We start from the raw sequence: 18614 nt of genomic DNA on the forward strand, positions 1-18614 counted from the left end.
ACGGTATCGGCGCGACCCCGAGCACACAGGCGATCCGCCGCACCCGCCCCGCGGCCCCTCCCCCGGAAGCCGCTGGCCAGGGGGAACGCCACCTGACAGACTGAAACGGCTTCAGACCACACAGGAGGACACACATGTCGGACGAGACGGACACCCCGAAGGACGAGTCGCCGGCCGAGGAGGCCAAGCGCAAGTTCAAGGAGGCTCTGGAGCGCAACGCCCGCAACGTGCAGTCGCAGCAGTCCCACCAGAGCCGAGCCAAGATCCAGGGCCAGGGTGGCAACGGTCCAGGCGGCAAGAACAAGAAGGTCCGCCGCAAGACCGGCTGACCGCGGTCGCCGGATCGCAGCAGCCGGCCTCGACGGGACCGCCGTCCGGACGTTCACGGGTCGGGTCCGGTCCGGTCGAGGGCGGCTCCCAGGCCGCACAGCAGGGCAGTCGCACAGCGGCCAGTCGCACAGTGGGTCAATCGGCCGATGGCCGCGCTCCCCGTGGGGGTGCACCGCTCGGCCAGTCGGGTGACGGGCGATAACCCCGGGCGCTCACGGGAGTTGAGCAGCCCGTCCCGCCGAGGGCAGCCATCCCATTGCGACAGTGCGACCGAAGGAATCCCCCACATGTTCAAGAAGTTCATGGCCACCGCAGCCGCCACCGCCGCCGTTCTGGGCGCCGGTGCCGCCGTAGCCGCACCGGCGATGGCGATCGGCAACGACAACGGCATCAACACCGTGAACGGCAACGGCGCCGCGCAGATCTACGGCAACCAGGAGACCGGCGGCAAGATGAGCCCGCAGATGAGCGTCATCCAGGGCTCCCTGAACAAGCTCTGCGCCGGCGTCCCCGCGAAGGTCAACGTCCAGTCGGTGCTGGCCCTGGTCAACGTCGGCGTCCAGGACATCAACGTCCTCGCCAACCCGCAGAACCAGCAGTGCACCGAGAACTCCACCCAGGCCAAGGGCGACGACTCGGCCTCGCACATCCTCAGCAACATCCCGGTCCTCTCGGGCAACCTCTCCGCCGGCAGCTGACCTGCCGCACACCGCGCCGACGCCGGTGCGAGCCCTTCGGGCCTCGCACCGGCGTCGGTGCGTTCCGTCCGCATGCACAGGGGGACCCGGCCCAGATCCGGCCTGGTCTAGACCTTGACAGGTCCAGACCATTTTCGCTTGAGTGGCGGTAATTGCCTCCCCCACGGCAATTCCCCCCACTCAAGGAGCAGTTACATGATGCGTGCACTACGCCGCCGCGCCCTCTCCCTGGCCGCCGCCGCGGCCGTCACCGCCGGTCTCGCCCTGGTCCTTCCCGCCTCGCCCGCCGCCGCGGCCCCGGCCTGCGCCGGCGCCTGGACCTCCTCGGCCGTGTACACGAACGGCATGAGCGCCTCGTACGGCGGCCGCAACTGGCAGGCCAAGTGGTGGACCCAGGGCGAGACGCCCGGCACCACCGGGCAGTGGGGCGTCTGGTCGGACCAGGGCGCCTGCGGCACCGGCGGGGGCCAGGACCCGGATCCCGGCAATCCGTCCGGATTCGTCGTCAGCGAGGCCCAGTTCAACCAGATGTTCCCTAACCGGAACCCCTTCTACACGTACAACGGGCTGGTCGCGGCCCTGTCGGCGTACCCCGGCTTCGCCAACACCGGCGACGACACCGTGAAGCGGCGCGAGGCGGCCGCCTTCCTCGCGAACGTCTCGCACGAGACCGGCGGCCTGGTCCACATAGTGGAGCAGAACACCGCGAACTACCCCCACTACTGCGACGCGAGCCAGCCGTACGGCTGCCCGGCCGGGCAGGCCGCGTACTACGGCCGCGGCCCGATCCAGCTGAGCTGGAACTTCAACTACAAGGCCGCGGGCGACGCACTCGGCATCAACCTCCTCGCCAACCCCTACCTGGTGGAACGGGATCCGGCCATCGCCATGAAGACGGCCCTCTGGTACTGGAACACGCAGAACGGGCCGGGCACGATGACCGCCCACGCCGCGATGGTCAACGGCGCGGGCTTCGGCGAGACCATCCGCTCCATCAACGGCTCGCTCGAATGCAACGGCGGCAACCCCGCCCAGGTGCAGAGCCGGGTGAACGCGTACCAGCGCTTCACCCAGCTCCTCGGCGTCACGCCCGGGAACAACCTCGGCTGCTGACCGTCATCGGGTGCGGAGCGTGGTGGCCAGCTGGGCCCGGGAGCGCACGTCGAGCTTCTGGTAGATCCGGGTCAGCCTGGCCTCCACGGTCTTGACGCTGACGAAGAGCTTCGCGGCCGCCTCCTGGTTGCTGGCCCCGTCGGCCACGAGCAGCGCCAGGCGGGTTTCCGCCTCCGTCAGGGCGGCCAGCGCGTACGGGCTGCCCGTCTCGGCGGGGGACGGTTCCCGGGCCAGCTCCGCCCAGGGGTGCGCCCCGGCCTGGGCGAACGCCTCGGCCGCCGCCCGCAGCGCGTCCCGGGCGGGCGCCCGCCGGCGGCGGCGCCGCTCCACGCGGGCGAGCGCGAGGAGCGTACGGGCCCGCTCCAGCGGGAGTTGGAGCTCGGCGAGCCGGCGCTCGGTCTCCTGAAGGAGGCTGACCGCCGGCTCGGCCTCGCCCCGCGCCGACAGGCACAGGCCCCGGGCCCGGTCGAGGGCGGCGACCACGCTGGTGCGGCCGAGGGCGAGGGCGGTCGCGCGGACCGGAGCGAGGAGTTCGGCGGCCTCGTCCGGGGCGTCCGCGGCGACCAGGGCCTCGGCCAGCTCCCCGTGCCAGCGCAGGATCGAGGGGTCCACGACCTGCTGGGCGGCCTCCAGCTCGGCGACCCGGCGCAGCGTGGCCACGGCCTTCGCGGCCTCTCCCGTCGCCAGTTCGACCAGGCCGAGGGCGTGCAGGCTGCGCGAGAGGAAAACCTGGTCGCGTTCCTCCTCGGAGGCCTGGATGCCGCGCCGGGCGTATCCGGCGGCGCGCGCGAAGCTGCCGCCCATGGTCTCGGCCATCGCCGCGACGTACCAGGCGGGGCCGGGCGACAGGCCCGCCTCGATGGTCAGTTCCAGGGCGCGGCGGGCGTGCGCGGAGGCTGCCGCGCACCTGCCCCGGCGCAGTTCTACTTCGGTGAGGCTGCGCAGCACCTCGAAGACGTCCTCGGCCGAGCCGGTGCGCTGGACGGCGGGCAGCAGGACCAGCAGCTGTCTTCGGGCGTCGCCCAGCCGGTCGTCGAAGAGGGCGTGGCGCACGGCGAGGTACTGCGGGGCGTTGCGCATGCCGAGCGGGACCTCGGGGGCGGGCAGGGCCAGGGCCTCGGCGAGGATCTCCTCGGCGTCCGGGTCGCCCAGGATGCGGCCCATCCGGGCCCGTACGGTCAGGGCCATGGCTTCGGCGACCTGGTCGCCTCCGGTGGCGGCCAGCGCCCCGGCCTCGGCGGCAGCATCACGGGAGCGGACGGGGTCGCCGTCGCTGAGGTTGCGCTTCCAGGCGACCCGCAGCCGTACGGCGGCCTGGAGCGCGGGGTCGCCCTCGGCGTCGGCCGTGGCGTAGGCGAAGGTCTCGTCGAGGTCGGCGAGGGCCTGTCCGGCGGCGTCGATGACGGCGAGCCGGGCCCGTACCCGGTCGGCGGGCGAGGAGTCGCGGGCCAGTACGGCGCGGGTGGCGCGGCGGGCGAGGTCGGCGCGGCCGGCCCAGCCCGCGTCCTCGGCGGCCCCGACGAGGCGGGCCATTTCCTCTCCCTGCAGGTGGGCGGGGGTGCGCTCGGCGGCGAGGAGGCCCAGTTCGGCGGCGAGGGCCCGCTGGCCGCGGCGCCGGCAGGACGCGGCGGCGTCGGCTATCTCGGCGGCGAGCCACTGGTCGGGGGTGTCCACCGCCAGCGCCCGGTGGCGTACGGCCTGGACGGGGTCGGCGACGGCGGCGGCCAGGGCGGCGTGCCCGGCGGCGCGTTCGGGCCAGCCGGCGTCGGCGGCCAGGGCGGTGGGCAGTGCGCCGGCCGAGAAGGCGACGGCGCCGTCCTCGCCCACGGTGACGAGCGCGGCCCGCTCGGCCACGGCCAGTTCGGCCTCGGCGTGCGGGCGCCCGGCCCGGCGCAGCAGGGCGGTGGTGGGGCGGGCTGCGAGCGCGGCGAGCAGCAGGGTGCGGCGGGCCTCGACGGGGACCGCGGCGAGGAGCCGTCGGGCGACCTCGCGGGCCTGGCCGGAGACGGGCAGCGGGTCGGCGTGGTGGGCTCCGCCGTCACGGGTCCCGGCGGCTTCGGCGAGGGAGTGGCCGAGGGCGAGCGCGAGGCGCGGGTTGCCTCCGCTGGCCTGGTGGATCCGGCCGGCGAGGCGGGCCGGCAGGCCCCGGCGGACGAGCAGTTCGGCCACCTCGTCGGCGCCGAGCGGGGGGACGCGTATCTCGGGGGTGCCGGGGCCGCAGAGGGGTTCGGCGACGGGGGCCCCGCCCTGGACGCATTCGGCCACCAGGACCCGTACGCCCGGCGGGGTCAGGCGCAGGGCGAAGCGGAGCAGGTCGGTGCTCTCGGCGTCGAGCCACTGGGCGTTGTCCAGGACGAGCAGGACGGGGCTGCGGGCGGCGAGGGCGCGCAGCACCTCGACGACGGCGAGGCGCAGCGCGACGTGGTCGCGGCCGGCCCGGGGCGCGTCCGTCTCGCGGCGCAGGAGTGCGATGGCGGTGCGCTGGGGGCCGGAGAGCCGCTCCAGTGCGGCGGCGGGGACGGAGGCGAGGAGGGCGGCGGCCGAGGCCTCCGGGATCCACCGGTCGGCGGCTTCTGGGGCGAGGCGCAGCACGCTGTCCTGGCGGGCCTCGGCGGCGGCCGCGAGGGCGCGCACCACCTCGGTCTTGCCCGCCCCGGCGGGGCCGGTGAGCAGGGCCCGCCCGTACCCGGTCAGGGCGCGGTCGACCGCCTTGACCAGCTCACCGTGTCCGACGGTCGTGTCAGCGTGCCCCGTCGCCGCCACCACGCACAGCCACCAGCCTCTCGGTCTCCAGCCCCAGTTCCTGTGCCCTTCTTGTGAGACGCGACAATACGAGGTCCGATGCCCGGCGGGCCCGGATTGTGACGCAGAATTCAGTCACGCGACAGGAAAACCCGTCGGGCCTGCCGATACGAGGTGTATCGGCAGGCCCGCGGGTTCATTTGGTCCGTACTATCGGCCCGTCAGGCCGGGTTGGCGAGGGTCGGCTCAGAAGCCGAGGCTCCAGGAGTCGAGGTAGCCGGTGTCGCCGCCCGCGTTGTCGTTGACGCGGAGCTTCCAGGTGCCGTTGGCGACCTCCGAGGAGGCGTTCACGGTGTACTCCTGGTTGATGTTGTCGGCGCTGCCGCCGGTCCGGTTGTGCACCGTGTACACGGTGCCGTCCGGGGCGAGGAGGTCGACCTTCAGGTCGCCGACGTAGGTGTGCACGATCTTGACGCCCACCTTGAGGGTGGCCGGGGCGTTGCCGGTCACACCGGTGACGGTGATCGGGCTCTCCACGGTGGTGTTGTCACCGATGGAGAAGTCCGCGGTGTTCTCGAAGGACGGCGTGGTCGGCGTCGAGGTCACGGCCGTCACCGTGGCGGCGGCGTCGGCGAGGCCGGTGCCACAGCCGCCGGTGCAGGTGCCGGCGAGCGGGCGGGCGTTGTTCTTGATGGCCGACTCGACCTGCGCCGGGGTGAGCGAGGGCTTGGCGGCGACGAGGAGCGCGGCGAGGCCCGCGACGTGCGGGGCGGCCATGCTGGTGCCCTGGTACGGCTTGTAGATCTCGGCGCCGGGGGTGGTGGTGCCACCGTTCAGCGTGGAGAGGATGCCGTTCTCGGGGGTGGTGACGGTGCCGGGCGTGTCGGTGGCGCGGCGGGTCTCACCGCCCGGGGCGGCGACGTCGATGATGGCGCCGAAGTTGGAGTAGAAGGAGCGGTCGCCGGTGCGGTTGCTGGCGGCCACGTTGATGACGTTGTTGCAGCTGGCGGGCGAGAAGCCGGCCGCGTCGGCGTTGCTGTTGCCGGCGGCGACGACGACGGTCGTACCGCGGGCGACGGCGGCGTTGATGGCGTTCTGGTAGGTCGCGGTGCAGGCACCGGAGCCACCGAGCGACATGTTGATCACCTTGGCGGGGGTGGCGTTCGCCGGGATGCCCGAGACGGAGCCGCCGGAGGCCCAGGTGATGGCGTCGACGATGTCCGAGGTCGCGCCGCCGCACTTGCCGAGCACGCGGACGGGCTGGATCTTCGCGTTGTACGCGATGCCCGCGACGCCCTTGGCGTTGTTGGCGGCGGCCGCGATGGTGCCGGCCACGTGGGTGCCGTGCCAGGAGGAGTCGCTGGCCTTGGAGCCGATGCCGCACTCGCCGGCCGCGCTCCAGTCGCCCTGGTCGGCGGGGTTGTTGTCGCGGCCGTTGCCGTCGCGGGCGGCGCTGGAGGTGCTGATGAAGTCGTAGCCCGCGACGAGGTTCGGGGCCACGTCGGAGTGGGCGACGTAACCGGTGTCGATCACGGCGACCGTGACGCCGCTGCCGGTGGTCTTGTCCCAGGCGGCGGGGACGTTCATGCCGGCGGTGGGCTCGAAGAGGTCCCACTGCTTGGCGTACTCGGTGTCGTTCGGGGTGGCCAGCGCGTAGGCGCGGGAGTCCGGCTCGACGTAGGCGACGTCCGGGTCGGCGCGGAACTGGGCCATCACGTCGGCCGCGTCGGCGGCGGCGAGCGGCGCGCCGAGGGTGACGAGGGCGGCTCCGGTGCCGAGGCGGCGCTCGAAGCGGGTCTTGTCGGCGCCCTTCTTGCCCGCCTTCTTGCCCTTTGCGGCGGCGTCGGCGGCGGCCGCGTCGTTGGAGTTGGCCTCGGTCGCCGAGGACTTGTATCCGACGATCAGGTTCTCGACCGGGGCGGTCGCGGCAGCGGCGGTCGCCGCGGCGGGGGCGGGGTCCGCGGTGGCCAGCGCCATGGAGGTGGTGGCGGTGCCGGCGAGCAGGGTGACGGACATCGCCACCACCGATATGAGCCTACGTCTGGATGCGTGCACGGTGTTCCCCTTCGCGGGCCGTTCCCGGGCAGGCCGGAGCGGCCGGTTTGGTGCTGTGTGGGAGGTGTGTCGGCGACCACGGCGCCGGGACGGGCTGGTCGAACCCGTCCCGGCCACCGCTGCTCGCCTCGTTGCCCGGCCGCGACGTCGGAGCGGGGCAACGGCTTTCCGGCGAGGAACGCCGCCGTCCTGCTTCGCACCATGTGGGGTTGGCACGGGGGCAGTTGGGGAGGAGAAGATCGCCGGTGGGCAGACAGTAGGCAACACGGGGATGAACGCGATACGGGGAAAACCCTTGTCCACCCCCTGCGGCACCCCTCCGCTCCCCCGCGGCGGCCCCCGTGCGCTCCCCCTGCGCGCCTCCGCCGTGGCCCCCTCGACGGCACCTACCGCCGGTTACCGGGGCGGCGGGGAGGCGAGCTTGCGGAAGTAGGTCCAGCTCGTCTCGTTCGGCTCGCTCCACTTCTCCGGGGCGTGGGCGAACTGCGGGTGGTGGGCGGCGACGTACGCGCGGGTGCGCTCGGGGACCTCGGCGTACGAGGACAGCTTGCGGCCCCGGCAGTGGAAGGCCAGGCCCCCGGGGCGCTGCCCCTGTTCCATCCAGGGGAGCCACGGGGACATCCGCGTCCAGGACATGGTCGAGGGAACGCTGGGCGCGTCGGTGGTGAGGACGGACGCGGGGGCGAAGAACTGGAACAGCTCCAGCGCCCGGTAGGTGTCGTCCGCCGAATTGTCCGGGAATTCGGCGACCGGCAGCGGCGAGGGGTGGGCGAGCGGGACCTCCAGGCTGAAGCAGACCTGGTCGCCGAGCTCGGTCATGGGGACCGGGAACGCCCGCCACCGCTGGTTGGCCGGATCGTTCCACACGTGGACCACCGGCTTGTCCTGCCAGGTCTCCAGGATCTCGCGGCTCTGCGGGTCCAGGTAGAACGCGGCTTCCCGGGTGAGGAGCTGGTACGTGCCCGGGGGCTCGTCCGCGGGGGCCGCCAGGCGGGCGACGTTGATCCCCTCGAAGCCGAAGAGGCGCTGGTAGGGCTCGCCGGGGCCCCAGGAGTAGACGTCGCCGGTCCACCAGAAGGTCACCTCCTCGCCGTCGAGCGAGGCACGGGTGCGGGCGAGGGCCTGGAGCAGTTCGGCGGGAGTCATACCGCGTACTGTGCGCGGTCGCCGTCCGGGTCGGCAAGGAGCGTCGCGGCCAACTCGCCGGGCAGCGCGGCGGATTCACTGCGGCCCCCGGTTTCACAGCGGTCACGGCGGGGTGCCCGCCCCTCGGACGCCCGGTTGACGAGTGCGGCGGCCACCGGCAAACGTGCTCCGCATGGTGAACGAACACCGGCTGCTCACGCTGCTCATCTGCCTGGTCCTGGGCGGCGGCCTCGCCGCCGCCGTGCTGGGGGCCTCGCGGGCGGCCGGCCCGCGGGCGGGGGCGGCTTCGGCGCACCCCGGGCCCGATGACCGCGTGGACGTGCGCGAGGTCCCGCGCGGCCCGGCCGGGGCCGCGGCGGCCGGTCCGGACGCCTCGGCGGGCTCGGTCTCCGTGGACTGCGGCCGCAACGAGGAGGGGCACTACAACGAGGACAACCTGGTGGTGTCGCCGGGGCTGCGCTCGGGCGCCCACCACACGCACGGGTACGTGGGGAACGTGTCCACGGACGCCATGTCCGACGACGCCTCCCTGGACGCGGCCGCCACGAGCTGCCGGGGCGGGGACCGATCGACGTACTACTGGCCGGTGCTGCGCCGGGTGGACCGGCCCTCCGCGCGCCCGCACGAGAGCTCGGCGGGGCACGGCAACACCGGCGAGATCCTGCCCGAGGCCTCGGTCTCCGTGGAGTTCCGCGGCAGTCCGGTGGGCAAGGTGGTGGCGATGCCGCGGTTCCTGCGCGGGATGACCGGCGACGCGGTGGCGTACACGGCGGGCAGCGACGCCGACGTACGGGCCCGCTGGGGCTGTTCGGGCCTCCCCGACCGGTCCACCACCGGCTATCCGCGCTGCCCCGAGGGCGACCGGATCACCCGTACGCTGGTCTTCCCCAGCTGCTGGAACGGCCTCGACACCGCCAGCGCCGGGCACCGCTCCCACCTGCGCTTCCCCGCGGCGAACGGGGTCTGCCCGCAGGGCACCTTCCCGGTGCCCGAGCTGCGCGTCTCCCTCGGCTACGAGGTGCCCCCGGGCGTACCCCTGGCACTCGACTCCTTCCCCGAGCAGCGGCACAGCCCGAAGACGGACCACGCGATGTTCGTGAACGTGATGACCGAGGCGCAGATGTCCCGGCTCGTGGACTGCCTCAACCAGGGCCGCACCTGCCGCGCCTGAGTGACGCAGGTCACATGAACCGCCGGGGCCCGCAGGGCGTGTTCCGACCGCACCAGGCAAGCGAGGAAGACGGAGAGGGTGAGATGGCCGGACCACTGTGGCCCCGCACTCGGCGGGGCTCGACCGATGAGGCACTGATCAGGTCGGTGTACGAGGAGCACGGCCACGCCCTGCTCGCGTACGCCACCCGGCTGACCGGGGACCGGGCCGCGGCCGAGGACGTCGTACAGGAGACCCTGATCCGGGCCTGGCGGCATTCCGAGGTCCTGGTCAACGGAAAGGGCTCGGTGCGCGGCTGGCTGCTCACGGTGGCCCGCAACATCATCACCGACCGGTACCGCGCCAAGGCCGCCCGGCCGCCGGAGGTCTCCGGTTCTCCGGCCACTCCCCCGGTGGAGGCGGACCACGCCGACTCCGTGGTCGACACGATGACCGTGCTGGGCGCGCTGGACCAGCTGTCCCCGGAACACCGGGACGTGCTGACGGAGTTGTACTACCGCCAGCACAGCGTCGCCGAGGCCGCGGACAGTCTCGGCATCCCCGCGGGCACCGTCAAATCGCGCTCGCACTACGCGCTCAAGGCGCTGCGCCAGGTCTTCAGGGACGGCGCCGGCGCGAACCGACCGGGCAGGCCTCCCCAGCAGGCCGCCGGAATGCAGGAGGTGGTGGCATGAACGGGCAGCGGCACGAGGAGGAACTGCTCGGCCCGTACGTTCTGGGCGTCCTGGACGACGCCGACGTCCACCGGGTCGAGGAGCACGTGGCGGGATGCGTCCAGTGCCGGGAGGAGGTGACCGCGTTGCGCGAGATGGAGGCCGCGTTGGGCGAGGTGCCCGCGGAGGCGTTCCTCGACGGGCCGCCGCAGGGCGGGGACCTGCTGCTCCAGCGCACGCTGCGGCAGGTGCGGGGCGAGGTGGCCGGTGAGCGGCGGCGCCGCCGGGGTGTGGCCGTGCTGGCCGCCGCGGCCTCGCTGGCGGCCGTGTTCTGGGCCGGGGCGCAGGTGGGCGGAGGCGACGGCGGACCGGTGGCCCTGCCCCCGCAGCCGTCCCCGACGGTCTCGGCGCAGCCGAGCCCCCCGCCGGCCGGGACCCGGGTGGCCTCGGCCACGGATCCGGGCACGCGCGCGCGGATGACCGTACAGGTGACTCCGGCAGCGAAGTGGGTACGGGTGCACGCGGCGGTGACCGGGGTGCCGCCGGGCGAGCGGTGCCGGCTGGTGGTGGTGTCCAAGGACGGCACGCGCACCATCGCGGGCGGCTGGGTCGTGGGCGGCCAGGAGAACGGCGAGTCCAAGGGCGCGGCGCTGGACGGCACGGCGGCGGTGGACCCGGCGAACGTTCAGGCGGTCCTCGTCGAGAACGAGGCGGGCCGGCAGTTCGTGTCCGTGCCCGTGTAGGCCGGTGGGCCGCGGGCCGGTGGGCCCGGGGCCGGGGCCGGAACGTGACAGGGCCCGGGAGCATGTCCAGCTCCCGGGCCCCTGCTTGCCACCCAATTGCGCACACCGGCGGCTTTTAAGAGTCGCGGATCAGTGTGAGACCGACGTGTTCTGCCTTTGAACTACCGCGCCACGAGGAGAGGCGCAGGAGGGACTTGAACCCTCATCCGTCGGTGTTCGTCCGCACTCGGTCGATCCGGTGTTCGGCGGCGAATACTGAGACTGGAGCGAGAATCTGAGTTTTACGGGGCCGCCTCTGCCAGGCTTGGGCCACCCCGGCCCGTAGTGCCGGGGGAGGGATTCGAACCCCCAACTGACACCCCTCGGTCAGCTTCAACATCAGTTTCAGCTTGCGCTCTCGCGCACCCCCCGCTCGTACGGGGGGCGATCATGGGGCTACCGGAACAGGTAGCCGAACACCGCGTCGCCGATCCGCTGGTCGGTGACCTCGGTGTTGTTGGCCTCCTCGCGGGCGAACTTGACGGCCTGCTGGAGCTTCTCCACGCGGTCGAGCAGTTCGTTGACCCGCCGGGCGGGCAGTGCGCCGGAGAACTTCACCGTCGTCCAGTACCCGACCGGGACGTCCTCGTAGTACACCTCGACCTGCGCCGGGTGCTTCTCCGTGGCCTCGGCCTTGACGTGGTTGCGCGGCACCTTCTTGGTCCGGATGGTCCGTACCGGCTCCGTCTTCCAGGAGTCCGTGGACGGGTCCAGGTTCCAGGACTCGGAGGCGTCCAGCACGGGCAGCTTGCGCACGAAGGTGTGCATGTCCGTGAGCTGCTTCTCCAGGAAGAGCAGGTACGGCACGGGCACCTGCGCCAGCAGGACCGTCCCGTCGACGACGACGTCCGCGGCCGCGGTGCGGTTCGCCCAGTCCTTCGTCGCCGTCACGTCGAACAGCCGCGTCAGCGTCCCCGCGGTGGCCCGCAGCACGTCCTCGGCCTTGACCTGCACCCGGGTGGACTCGGGCGGCAGCTGCTCGCCCTCCTCGTCCTTGGGCTGGTAGGTCCGGGAGATGCCCGCCAGCAACGCGGGCTTCTGGACGTCGTGGTGAGCCTGGGTGAGCTCCTGGAGGGACTTGGACTTTACGCCCTTTTCCACTGCGATGATCTGATTCAGCTTCGGCACCCGGTGAACGTAACAGCCCCCGGAACGACACCACATCCGAATTAACGCCGGGCTCGCGGCCGGCCCGCTCCCCGGTGCGGACCCGCTCCGCGGCGCACACCGGCCTTCCGCCGCCCGGAAATTCGTTTCGCCACCGGCGCCCCGCCTCGCACACTGACCGGATGCCACGCACAGCCGCACAGTTGCTCACCGCTCTCGACCCCCTCCACCACCGGGCCCGACTGCGCCTCACGGCCACCACCGCCCGGGACCTCGCGGCCACCGGTGAACTGGCCCCCGTACTGGCAGACCTGGAGGGCCGCGGCCGCTACGAGCGGCGCCTGGCGGCCCTCGGCGCGCTCGCCGGGCGGCAGGCGGAGCACCTGGCCGCGCGGCTCGCCGACCCGGACCCGGTCGTGCGCTCCTACGCACTGCGGGCCGCCCGGACGCTGCCGCTGCCCGACGGGGCGATCGAGGCCGTGTACGCGGACGCCTCCGCCGAGGTGCGGTGGCAACTGGCCCACGTCATCCGGGCCGGGGCGCTCACCGCCCTCGCCGAGCGGCTCGTCCTGCGGCTGGCCGAGGAGTGGGGGGAGCGCGAGGCCGCGGCCCTGCTCCCCGCCTGCTCGGAGGAGTTCACCGCCCGGACGCTGCCGCGGCTCGCGGACTCCGTCACCGACTGGGCGCGCCTCGGCCGGCGCCACCCCGGCCCGGTGCTCCACGCGAGCTCGCGGCGGACGGCGGGTACGCGCACGGCCTGTTCGCGGCCGCGCTCACCGAGGCCGTCGGTCGGCGTCACGGCTGGCCGGCACAGTGGCGGGAGCTGCTGCGGGAGTTGCGGCGCCACCCCCAGCTGGAAGTACGGGACGCCGCGGTGTCGGCGACGACGCACCACGAGTGACCTGACCTCACGGAGACGACTCCACCCGTCGCGGACCGATCATCACATTGCGGTCCATGACATCCTGTGACGTCACAACTCGCCGGACGGGATCGGCGGACGTCCGGGGAATATGGGGAAGGTCGATGAGGCTCTGCTTCCTGGTGGAGGAGCACTACCGCCACGACGGCATGCCGAACGAGGTGGTCCGGCAACTGCTGGCATGGGGTCACCGGGTGGACGTGGTGCGGCCCGGAGGCTCGCTGCTGCGCATGGCCGAGGTGGTGGACGCGGGCACGCATGACGCCTGGGTGCTCAAAACCGTCTCCGGCGGCCCCGGTCTGACCCTGCTCGAAGCGGCCGCGGCGGCCGGGACGACCACGGTCAACGACGCCCGCTCGATCCGGGGCGTACGGGACAAGGCGCTGGCCGCGGCCATCGGGCGCGGCCGGGGACTGCCGCTGCCGCCGACGTACGCGGCTGCCCGGCCGGAGCTGCTGGCGGAGATACCCGACTCGGAGTACCCGCTGGTCGTCAAGCCCGCCGACGGCAGCTCGGGGCGGGCCGTGCACCTGGTGTCCTCGCCCGAGCGGCTGCTCGCGATGCTCCCCGAACTGTCCGGCGAGGGGATGCTGATCGCCCAGCCGTACGTGCCCAACCCGGGCACCGACATCAAGGTGTACGCGGTCGGCGGGGAACTGTTCGCCACCGAGCGCTGCTCCCCGCTGCACCCGGACTCCGCGGTCCGGGAGCGCCGGGTGCCGCTGTCGGCCGAGGTGGCGGCCATCGCCTCGCAGGTGGGGGCGGTGTACGGGCTGGACCTGTACGGAGTGGACGTGCTGCTGGGCCCCGACGGGCCGGTGGTGGTGGACGTGAACGACTTCCCGAGCTTCCGTCAGGTGCCGGACGCGGCGGCGCGGGTGGCCCGGGCGGTGCTGGAACTGGCGCGGACCGGCGGCTCGGGGATCGCGGGCGGTGCGGGCGGATCCGCGTCCGCGGCCGGCCAGGGCGGTGCGGGCGGATTCGCCTCCGCGGGCGGCCAGGGCGGTGCGGTCGGATCCGCCTCCGGGGGCGGCGCGGACCCGGCGTTCCTGCCCCGGCAGCAGGGGCTGCCGTCGGCCGTCCCGCTCCAGGTCGCGGCGGGGTCGGGGGACGGCGCGTGAGGATCGGCCTGATCACCGACAACCCCGGGCACCCGCTCCTGGCGGCGGCCACCGCGCTGCTCGCCCCCGAGCACCGGGTGGAGGTGGTGGATCCGGGCGCGCCGGAGGAAGCCGCGCCGGGCGGAGCCGCACGGGACGAAGTCGTGCGGGGCCTGGCCGACGTATACCTGCTGAAGGCGCACACCCCGCGGGCGCTGGACCTCGCGCGGGAGCTGGAGCGGCGCGGGGCGCCGGTGGTGAACTCGGCCGCCGCGACCGCGCTGTGCCAGGACCGGACGGAGATGGCCGGGCTCGCCGTGCGGGCCGGGCTGCCGTTCGCGGCCACTCGTACCTTCGACGCCCTCGGCGTCTGGGCCGCAGGGGCCTCGCTCCGCTCCCCCGTGGTCGTCAAGAGCCGCCACAACCGCCGCCGGGACCTGGTCGCCCGCGCCGACGACACCGCGGGGCTGCGGGCGTTGGCGGACCGCTGGGCGGACGAACCGGTGGTGGTCCAGCCGTTCGCCCCCAACAGCGGCTGGGACCACAAGCTCTGGGCGATCGGCGACCGCGTCTTCGCCGCCCTGCGCCGCTCCGAGCTCTCCCCCGAGGGCCGGGGCCCGACCCTGCCCCTCCCGCGGCCTCCGGCGGGCTGGGCCGAGCTGACGCTCAGGGTCGGCGAGGTGTTCGCCCTGGACGTCTACGGCGTGGACATCATCGCCACCGCCGACGGCGCCCCCCTGATCGTCGACATCAACGCCTTCCCCGGCATCCGCGACCAGCCGGGCGCCCCCGAGGCCCTGGCGGAGCTGGCCCTGCGCCGGGGCAAGGGGTAGCGACCCACAGCGGACGCACACCGCCCCTGGCCCGGACGGGCTAACGCGCGGTGTCGCCGCGGCGCCGGGCGGGCGCCGCGGGGAGGATCGGGGGATGGGCGTCGTCGTGCCGGTCCTCCTCGCGGTCTTCGCCGCGCTCAGCAACGCCCTGGCCACCGTGCTCCAGCGGCGGGCCGCGCTCACCGTGCCGCAGAGCGACCGGTTCCGGCCCGGGCTGGTCCTCGACCTGCTGAGGCGGCCGGTGTGGGTCGCCGGGATCGTGGCCGTGATCGCCGCCGGGGCGGGGCAGGCCGCCGCGCTGGCGACCGGCCCGCTGGCCCTCGTACAGCCGCTGTTCGTACTCGAGCTGCCGCTCGCCCTGCTGATCGCCTCGCTGGCCTCGCGGCGGCGCCTGCCGGTGGCGCTGTGGCGGGCTGTGGCCGCCGTGGTGCTCGGACTCGGCGTGGCGATGGCCGCCGCGTCGCCGTCGGGGAACCGTACGCACGTCCCGCTCGACCGGTGGCTGCCGGCGCTGGCCGCGGCGGTGGCCGCGGTGGTGCTCCTGGCCGCGGCCGGGTCGCGGCGGCCGCCGGGCAGGGCCCGGGCGGGCTGCTTCGGCGCTGCCACCGCCCTCTGCTACGCGCTCACCGCCGCCCTGATGAAGTCGGCCGTGCTCGTCCTCACCGACCACGGGATCGGGGCGTTCCTGACCACCTGGCAGACGTACGCCTTCGCCGCCACGGGCATCTGCGCCCTGCTGATGCTCGAACACGCCATGCAGGGCGGCCCGCTGGTCGCCTCGCAGCCCGCGCTGACGCTGGGCGACGCGACGGTGAGCGTGGCGCTCGGCGTGCTGCTGTACGAGGAGGATCTGCGCGCGGGCTGGTGGCTCGTCCCCCAACTGCTGGGCGTGGCCCTGATCTGCGCCGGCGTCCTGTCCCTGGCCCGGATCCCGCCCGACGCGGAGGGCAGGACGCTACCGGCGGGCGCGGTGTGAGGGTTAGCGTGCCGGAGGGCAGACGGGCGGGCGATCGGGCGGAGGGTGAGCGGCATGCGTGCGGTGGTCTTCGAGCGGTACGGGGAGCAGGCCGAGGTCCGGGAGGTGGCGGACCCGAGTCCGGCACCCGGCGGCGTCGTGGTGCGGGTCGAGGCGACCGGGCTGTGCCGCAGCGACTGGCACGGGTGGATGGGACACGATCCGGACATCGTGCTGCCGCACGTCCCGGGGCACGAACTGGCCGGCGTGGTCGAGGCGGTGGGCTCCGGGGTCACCGGTTGGCGGCCCGGCGACCGGGTCACCGTACCGTTCGTCTGCGCGTGCGGTCGCTGCGCGGACTGCGCGGCCGGACAGCACCAGGTGTGCGCCCGCCAGACGCAGCCCGGTTTCACGCACTGGGGGTCCTTCGCCGAGTACGTGGCCCTGGAGCAGGCCGATGTGAACCTGGTGGCGGTGCCGGAGGAGTTGTCGTACGCGACGGCGGCAGGGCTGGGGTGCCGGTTCGCGACGGCCTTCCGGGCGGTGGTCGCGCAGGGGCGGGCGGCGCCGGGCGAGTGGGTCTGTGTGTACGGCTGCGGCGGGGTCGGCCTCTCCGCCGTGATGATCGCGGCGGCGGCCGGGGCCCGGGTGGTCGCCGTCGACACGGCGCCCGCAGCTCTGGACCTGGCGCGCAAGTTCGGCGCGGCGCACTGCGTGGACGGCGCGGCGGGTGATCCGGTGGCCGCGGTACGGGAGTTGACCGGCGGGGGCGCGCACCTGTCGCTCGACGCCCTGGGGTCGCCGGTGACGGCAGCGGCTTCGGTGGCCGGGCTGCGCAGGCGCGGTCGCCACGTACAGGTCGGGCTGCTGCCCGCGGCGGGCGGGACGACGGTGCTGCCCATGGAACGGGTGATCGGCTGGGAGCTGGAGATCCTCGGCAGCCACGGGATGGCGGCGCACGCGTACCCGCCGATGATGGAACTGGTCCGCTCGGGGGCGCTGCGGCCGGACCTGCTGGTCACCGCCACGATCCCGCTGGAGGCGGCGCCCGCGGCCCTGGCTTCGATGGGCACGGCTCCCGGCGGCGGGGTCACGATCATCCGCCCCTGACCCCGGTCGCCCGGTCGCCCGATCACCCGCCGTCTGATCCGCGGGCGGCCGCGCCGCGTTGCTCCGCGTCGCGGTCCGCCGGGGCGGCGGCCCGGGTCAGGCCACGGGCACGCGCACGCGCACGGTCGTTCCGAACGAGTCCGCCATGACGGCGAGCCGGCCGCCCACCTCGGCCGCGAGCAGCTGCACCATCAGCAGGCCGCGTCCGGTCTCGGCGTCCGGGTCCACCTCCGCGGCGGGATCGGGCACCCGCGGCAGCCCCTGAGCCCGGTCGGCCACCTCCAGTTGCAGCCAGCCCCCGCTCAGCCGTGCGCTGACGCGCATCCTGCCGCGGGCCGCGGCCGCGTGCAGCACCACATTGGCGACGAGCTCGCTGACGGCCAGCAGCATGACGTCGGCGGTGTCGGCGGCGATCTCCCAGCCTTCCAGCAGGGCGCGGATACGGGACCTGAGCAGCGGCACCGTGGCCGCGGTGGGCTCGGCGGCCCAGCGGACGAAGTGCAGGGGCGGGTCGGCAGGGGCGGCCGGGGAGGGCGGGGAGACCGGGGCGGCCGGGGAGATCGAGGCGGCCATCGGGGAGTGGGTGACGGCGGTGTACATGGCGTGCTCCCAGAGGGGGGAGGGCGACGCTTCAACTGATGTCTCGTGTAACTGGCGAGGAACTCAGATCGCCGATGGGCTTGTGGTCAGCGGAAACGCGTCGCTAGAGTTGTGATTACACGTGTAACACGTTAAGCCTCCCCCGGTGCCCCGCGCAAGCATTTCGGACAAACGTTACGAAGCCCGGATCCGCACCGGACCCGCCGGCCACTGGGGCCGCGCCGAAATTGGAAGGGCCGCAATGACGCAATCTCCTCCGACCGCCACGCCCGACATGGCGGGGCTCCCCGGCACGGCCGACATGTCGTGGCCGCCGCCGCCCTACCGGCCCCCCGTACCGTCCGTGACGGACGAGCACGGCGTGCGCCGCTTCGACGGGATCACGTACGCCACGACGCCCGGCTACCGTCCCCGGCTGCTCGACGTGCAGCTGCCCGCCGGCGAGGGCCCCTTCCCGGCGGTCGTCTGGATCCACGGCGGCGGCTGGCTGGACGGCGACCGGCGCTACCCGCCGCCGACCGTGCCCGTGGAACTGCTGCACGGGTCGGTCCTGGCCGCCGGGCTCGCGCTCGTCTCCATCGACTACCGGCACAGCCTGGAAGCGCCCTTCCCGGCCCAGCTGCACGACGTGAAGGCCGCGATCCGCTACGTCCGCGCGTACGCCGAGGCCCTCGGCATCGACGCGGACCGGATCGGCGTCTGGGGCGAGTCGGCGGGCGGCCACCTGGCCGCGCTCGCGGGTGTCGTCGGCCCCGGCACGGCGGGCGCCGAGTCCCTGGAGGGCACGCAGGGCGTGGGTTCCGGCGCGACCGGAGTGCAGGCCGTCGTGGACTGGTACGGCGTCTCCGACCTGGTCGCCGTCGCCGAGCACCCCATGCCGCCGATGCCGTCCGAGGTCGAGTTCCCCGACCCGTACGAAGCCCTGCTCGGCGGCACCGACGCCGAGCGGCCCGCGCTGGCACGGGCCGCGAGCCCGGTGACGTACGCCGACGGGCCGGGGCTGCCGCCGTTCCTGCTGATCCACGGGACGAACGACGGGCTGGTCCCCTACAGCCAGAGCGAGCTCCTCGCCGAGGCACTGGGCAGCGCCGGCGGCGAGGTCACCCTGCGCCCCGTCGACGGGGCCGACCACATATTCCTCGGCTCCCCCGACATCGTGCGCATCGTCGGGGAGAGCGTCGAGTTCCTCGCCCGCCACCTGGGCGCGAAGGCCTGACCCGGGACCCGTCCCGTTCCACCGTGGGGGCGCGGCCCGGCCCCGCCCCCACGGGCACGTCGATCACCACGAGCCGCGTCC

At 74.1% G+C, this 18614-nt stretch carries 17 protein-coding genes; 12 read left to right on the forward strand and 5 right to left on the reverse strand.

Translation table 11 applies throughout. The annotated features are described in order from the left end of the window. The first annotated feature begins 134 nt into the window (after positions 1-134). From AB0M99_RS00415 to AB0M99_RS00425, 3 genes are all read left to right on the forward strand, one after another. The gene (locus AB0M99_RS00415) at positions 135-329 is read left to right on the forward strand and encodes a DUF5302 family protein (RefSeq protein ID WP_365915920.1); all 195 of its coding nucleotides are present in this window, start codon (positions 135-137) and stop codon (positions 327-329) included. Between the two features lie 288 nt (positions 330-617). Beyond that, the gene (locus AB0M99_RS00420; RefSeq protein ID WP_365915922.1) at positions 618-1028 is read left to right on the forward strand and encodes a rodlin; all 411 of its coding nucleotides are present in this window, start codon (positions 618-620) and stop codon (positions 1026-1028) included. Between the two features lie 195 nt (positions 1029-1223). After that, the gene (locus tag AB0M99_RS00425; protein ID WP_365915924.1) at positions 1224-2141 is read left to right on the forward strand and encodes a glycoside hydrolase family 19 protein; all 918 of its coding nucleotides are present in this window, start codon (positions 1224-1226) and stop codon (positions 2139-2141) included. Between the two features lie 3 nt (positions 2142-2144). Here AB0M99_RS00425 and AB0M99_RS00430 read toward each other — a convergent pair whose 3' ends face one another. The 3 genes from AB0M99_RS00430 to AB0M99_RS00440 all read right to left on the reverse strand — a co-directional run bounded on the left by AB0M99_RS00430 (position 2145) and on the right by AB0M99_RS00440 (position 8084). Beyond that, positions 2145-4907: a LuxR family transcriptional regulator gene (locus tag AB0M99_RS00430; protein WP_365915926.1), complete on the reverse strand. Its 2763-nt coding sequence runs from the start codon at positions 4905-4907 to the stop codon at positions 2145-2147. 222 nt (positions 4908-5129) lie between these two features. After that, positions 5130-6899 carry a S8 family serine peptidase gene (locus AB0M99_RS00435; protein WP_365916506.1) on the reverse strand — a complete coding sequence of 590 codons (1770 nt, stop codon included), beginning with the start codon at positions 6897-6899 and terminating at the stop codon, positions 5130-5132. 435 nt (positions 6900-7334) lie between these two features. After that, complete coding sequence (locus AB0M99_RS00440) at positions 7335-8084, reverse strand: DUF1838 family protein (protein WP_365915928.1); 750 nt, start codon at positions 8082-8084, stop codon at positions 7335-7337. A gap of 172 nt (positions 8085-8256) precedes the next feature. On the opposite strand from AB0M99_RS00440, the gene AB0M99_RS00445 reads away from it, so the two are divergent. From AB0M99_RS00445 to AB0M99_RS00455, 3 genes are all read left to right on the forward strand, one after another. Continuing rightward, the gene (locus AB0M99_RS00445; RefSeq protein WP_365915930.1) at positions 8257-9255 is read left to right on the forward strand and encodes a DUF1996 domain-containing protein; all 999 of its coding nucleotides are present in this window, start codon (positions 8257-8259) and stop codon (positions 9253-9255) included. A gap of 83 nt (positions 9256-9338) precedes the next feature. Beyond that, positions 9339-9929: a sigma-70 family RNA polymerase sigma factor gene (locus tag AB0M99_RS00450; protein ID WP_365915932.1), complete on the forward strand. Its 591-nt coding sequence runs from the start codon at positions 9339-9341 to the stop codon at positions 9927-9929. After that, a complete protein-coding gene (locus AB0M99_RS00455; RefSeq protein ID WP_365915934.1) occupies positions 9926-10651 on the forward strand; it encodes a zf-HC2 domain-containing protein in 726 nt (241 codons plus the stop codon). Before AB0M99_RS00450 ends, AB0M99_RS00455 begins: the two co-directional genes overlap by 4 nt. A gap of 435 nt (positions 10652-11086) precedes the next feature. On the opposite strand, the gene AB0M99_RS00460 is transcribed toward AB0M99_RS00455, so the two are convergent. After that, positions 11087-11818, reverse strand: a complete 732-nt coding sequence (locus tag AB0M99_RS00460; protein ID WP_365915936.1) for a hypothetical protein — start codon at positions 11816-11818, stop codon at positions 11087-11089. 161 nt (positions 11819-11979) lie between these two features. On the opposite strand from AB0M99_RS00460, the gene AB0M99_RS00465 reads away from it, so the two are divergent. The 5 genes from AB0M99_RS00465 (at position 11980) to AB0M99_RS00485 (ending at position 16717) form a co-directional block, all read left to right on the forward strand. Beyond that, positions 11980-12768 (forward strand): hypothetical protein, encoded by a 789-nt coding sequence (locus AB0M99_RS00465; protein ID WP_365915938.1) that lies wholly within the window; start codon positions 11980-11982, stop codon positions 12766-12768. Positions 12769-12823: 55 nt separating this feature from the next. After that, entirely contained in the window at positions 12824-13840 is a 1017-nt protein-coding gene (locus AB0M99_RS00470; RefSeq protein WP_365915940.1) for a hypothetical protein, read from the forward strand. After that, a complete protein-coding gene (locus AB0M99_RS00475; RefSeq protein WP_365915942.1) occupies positions 13837-14652 on the forward strand; it encodes an alpha-L-glutamate ligase in 816 nt (271 codons plus the stop codon). Before AB0M99_RS00470 ends, AB0M99_RS00475 begins: the two co-directional genes overlap by 4 nt. Before the next feature lie 94 nt (positions 14653-14746). After that, positions 14747-15628, forward strand: a complete 882-nt coding sequence (locus AB0M99_RS00480) for a DMT family transporter (protein ID WP_365915944.1) — start codon at positions 14747-14749, stop codon at positions 15626-15628. 54 nt (positions 15629-15682) lie between these two features. Then, complete coding sequence (locus AB0M99_RS00485; RefSeq protein WP_365915946.1) at positions 15683-16717, forward strand: zinc-dependent alcohol dehydrogenase family protein; 1035 nt, start codon at positions 15683-15685, stop codon at positions 16715-16717. 96 nt (positions 16718-16813) lie between these two features. Here the strand turns inward: AB0M99_RS00485 and AB0M99_RS00490 are convergent, their stop codons facing one another. After that, complete coding sequence (locus AB0M99_RS00490) at positions 16814-17317, reverse strand: ATP-binding protein (protein ID WP_365915948.1); 504 nt, start codon at positions 17315-17317, stop codon at positions 16814-16816. Positions 17318-17558: 241 nt separating this feature from the next. Between AB0M99_RS00490 and AB0M99_RS00495 the strand changes: the two genes are divergently transcribed. Then, complete coding sequence (locus tag AB0M99_RS00495; RefSeq protein WP_365915950.1) at positions 17559-18533, forward strand: alpha/beta hydrolase; 975 nt, start codon at positions 17559-17561, stop codon at positions 18531-18533. Positions 18534-18614 lie beyond the last annotated feature (81 nt).

The organism is Streptomyces sp. NPDC051183 (genome assembly GCF_040682455.1).
Lineage (GTDB): Bacteria > Actinomycetota > Actinomycetes > Streptomycetales > Streptomycetaceae > Streptomyces.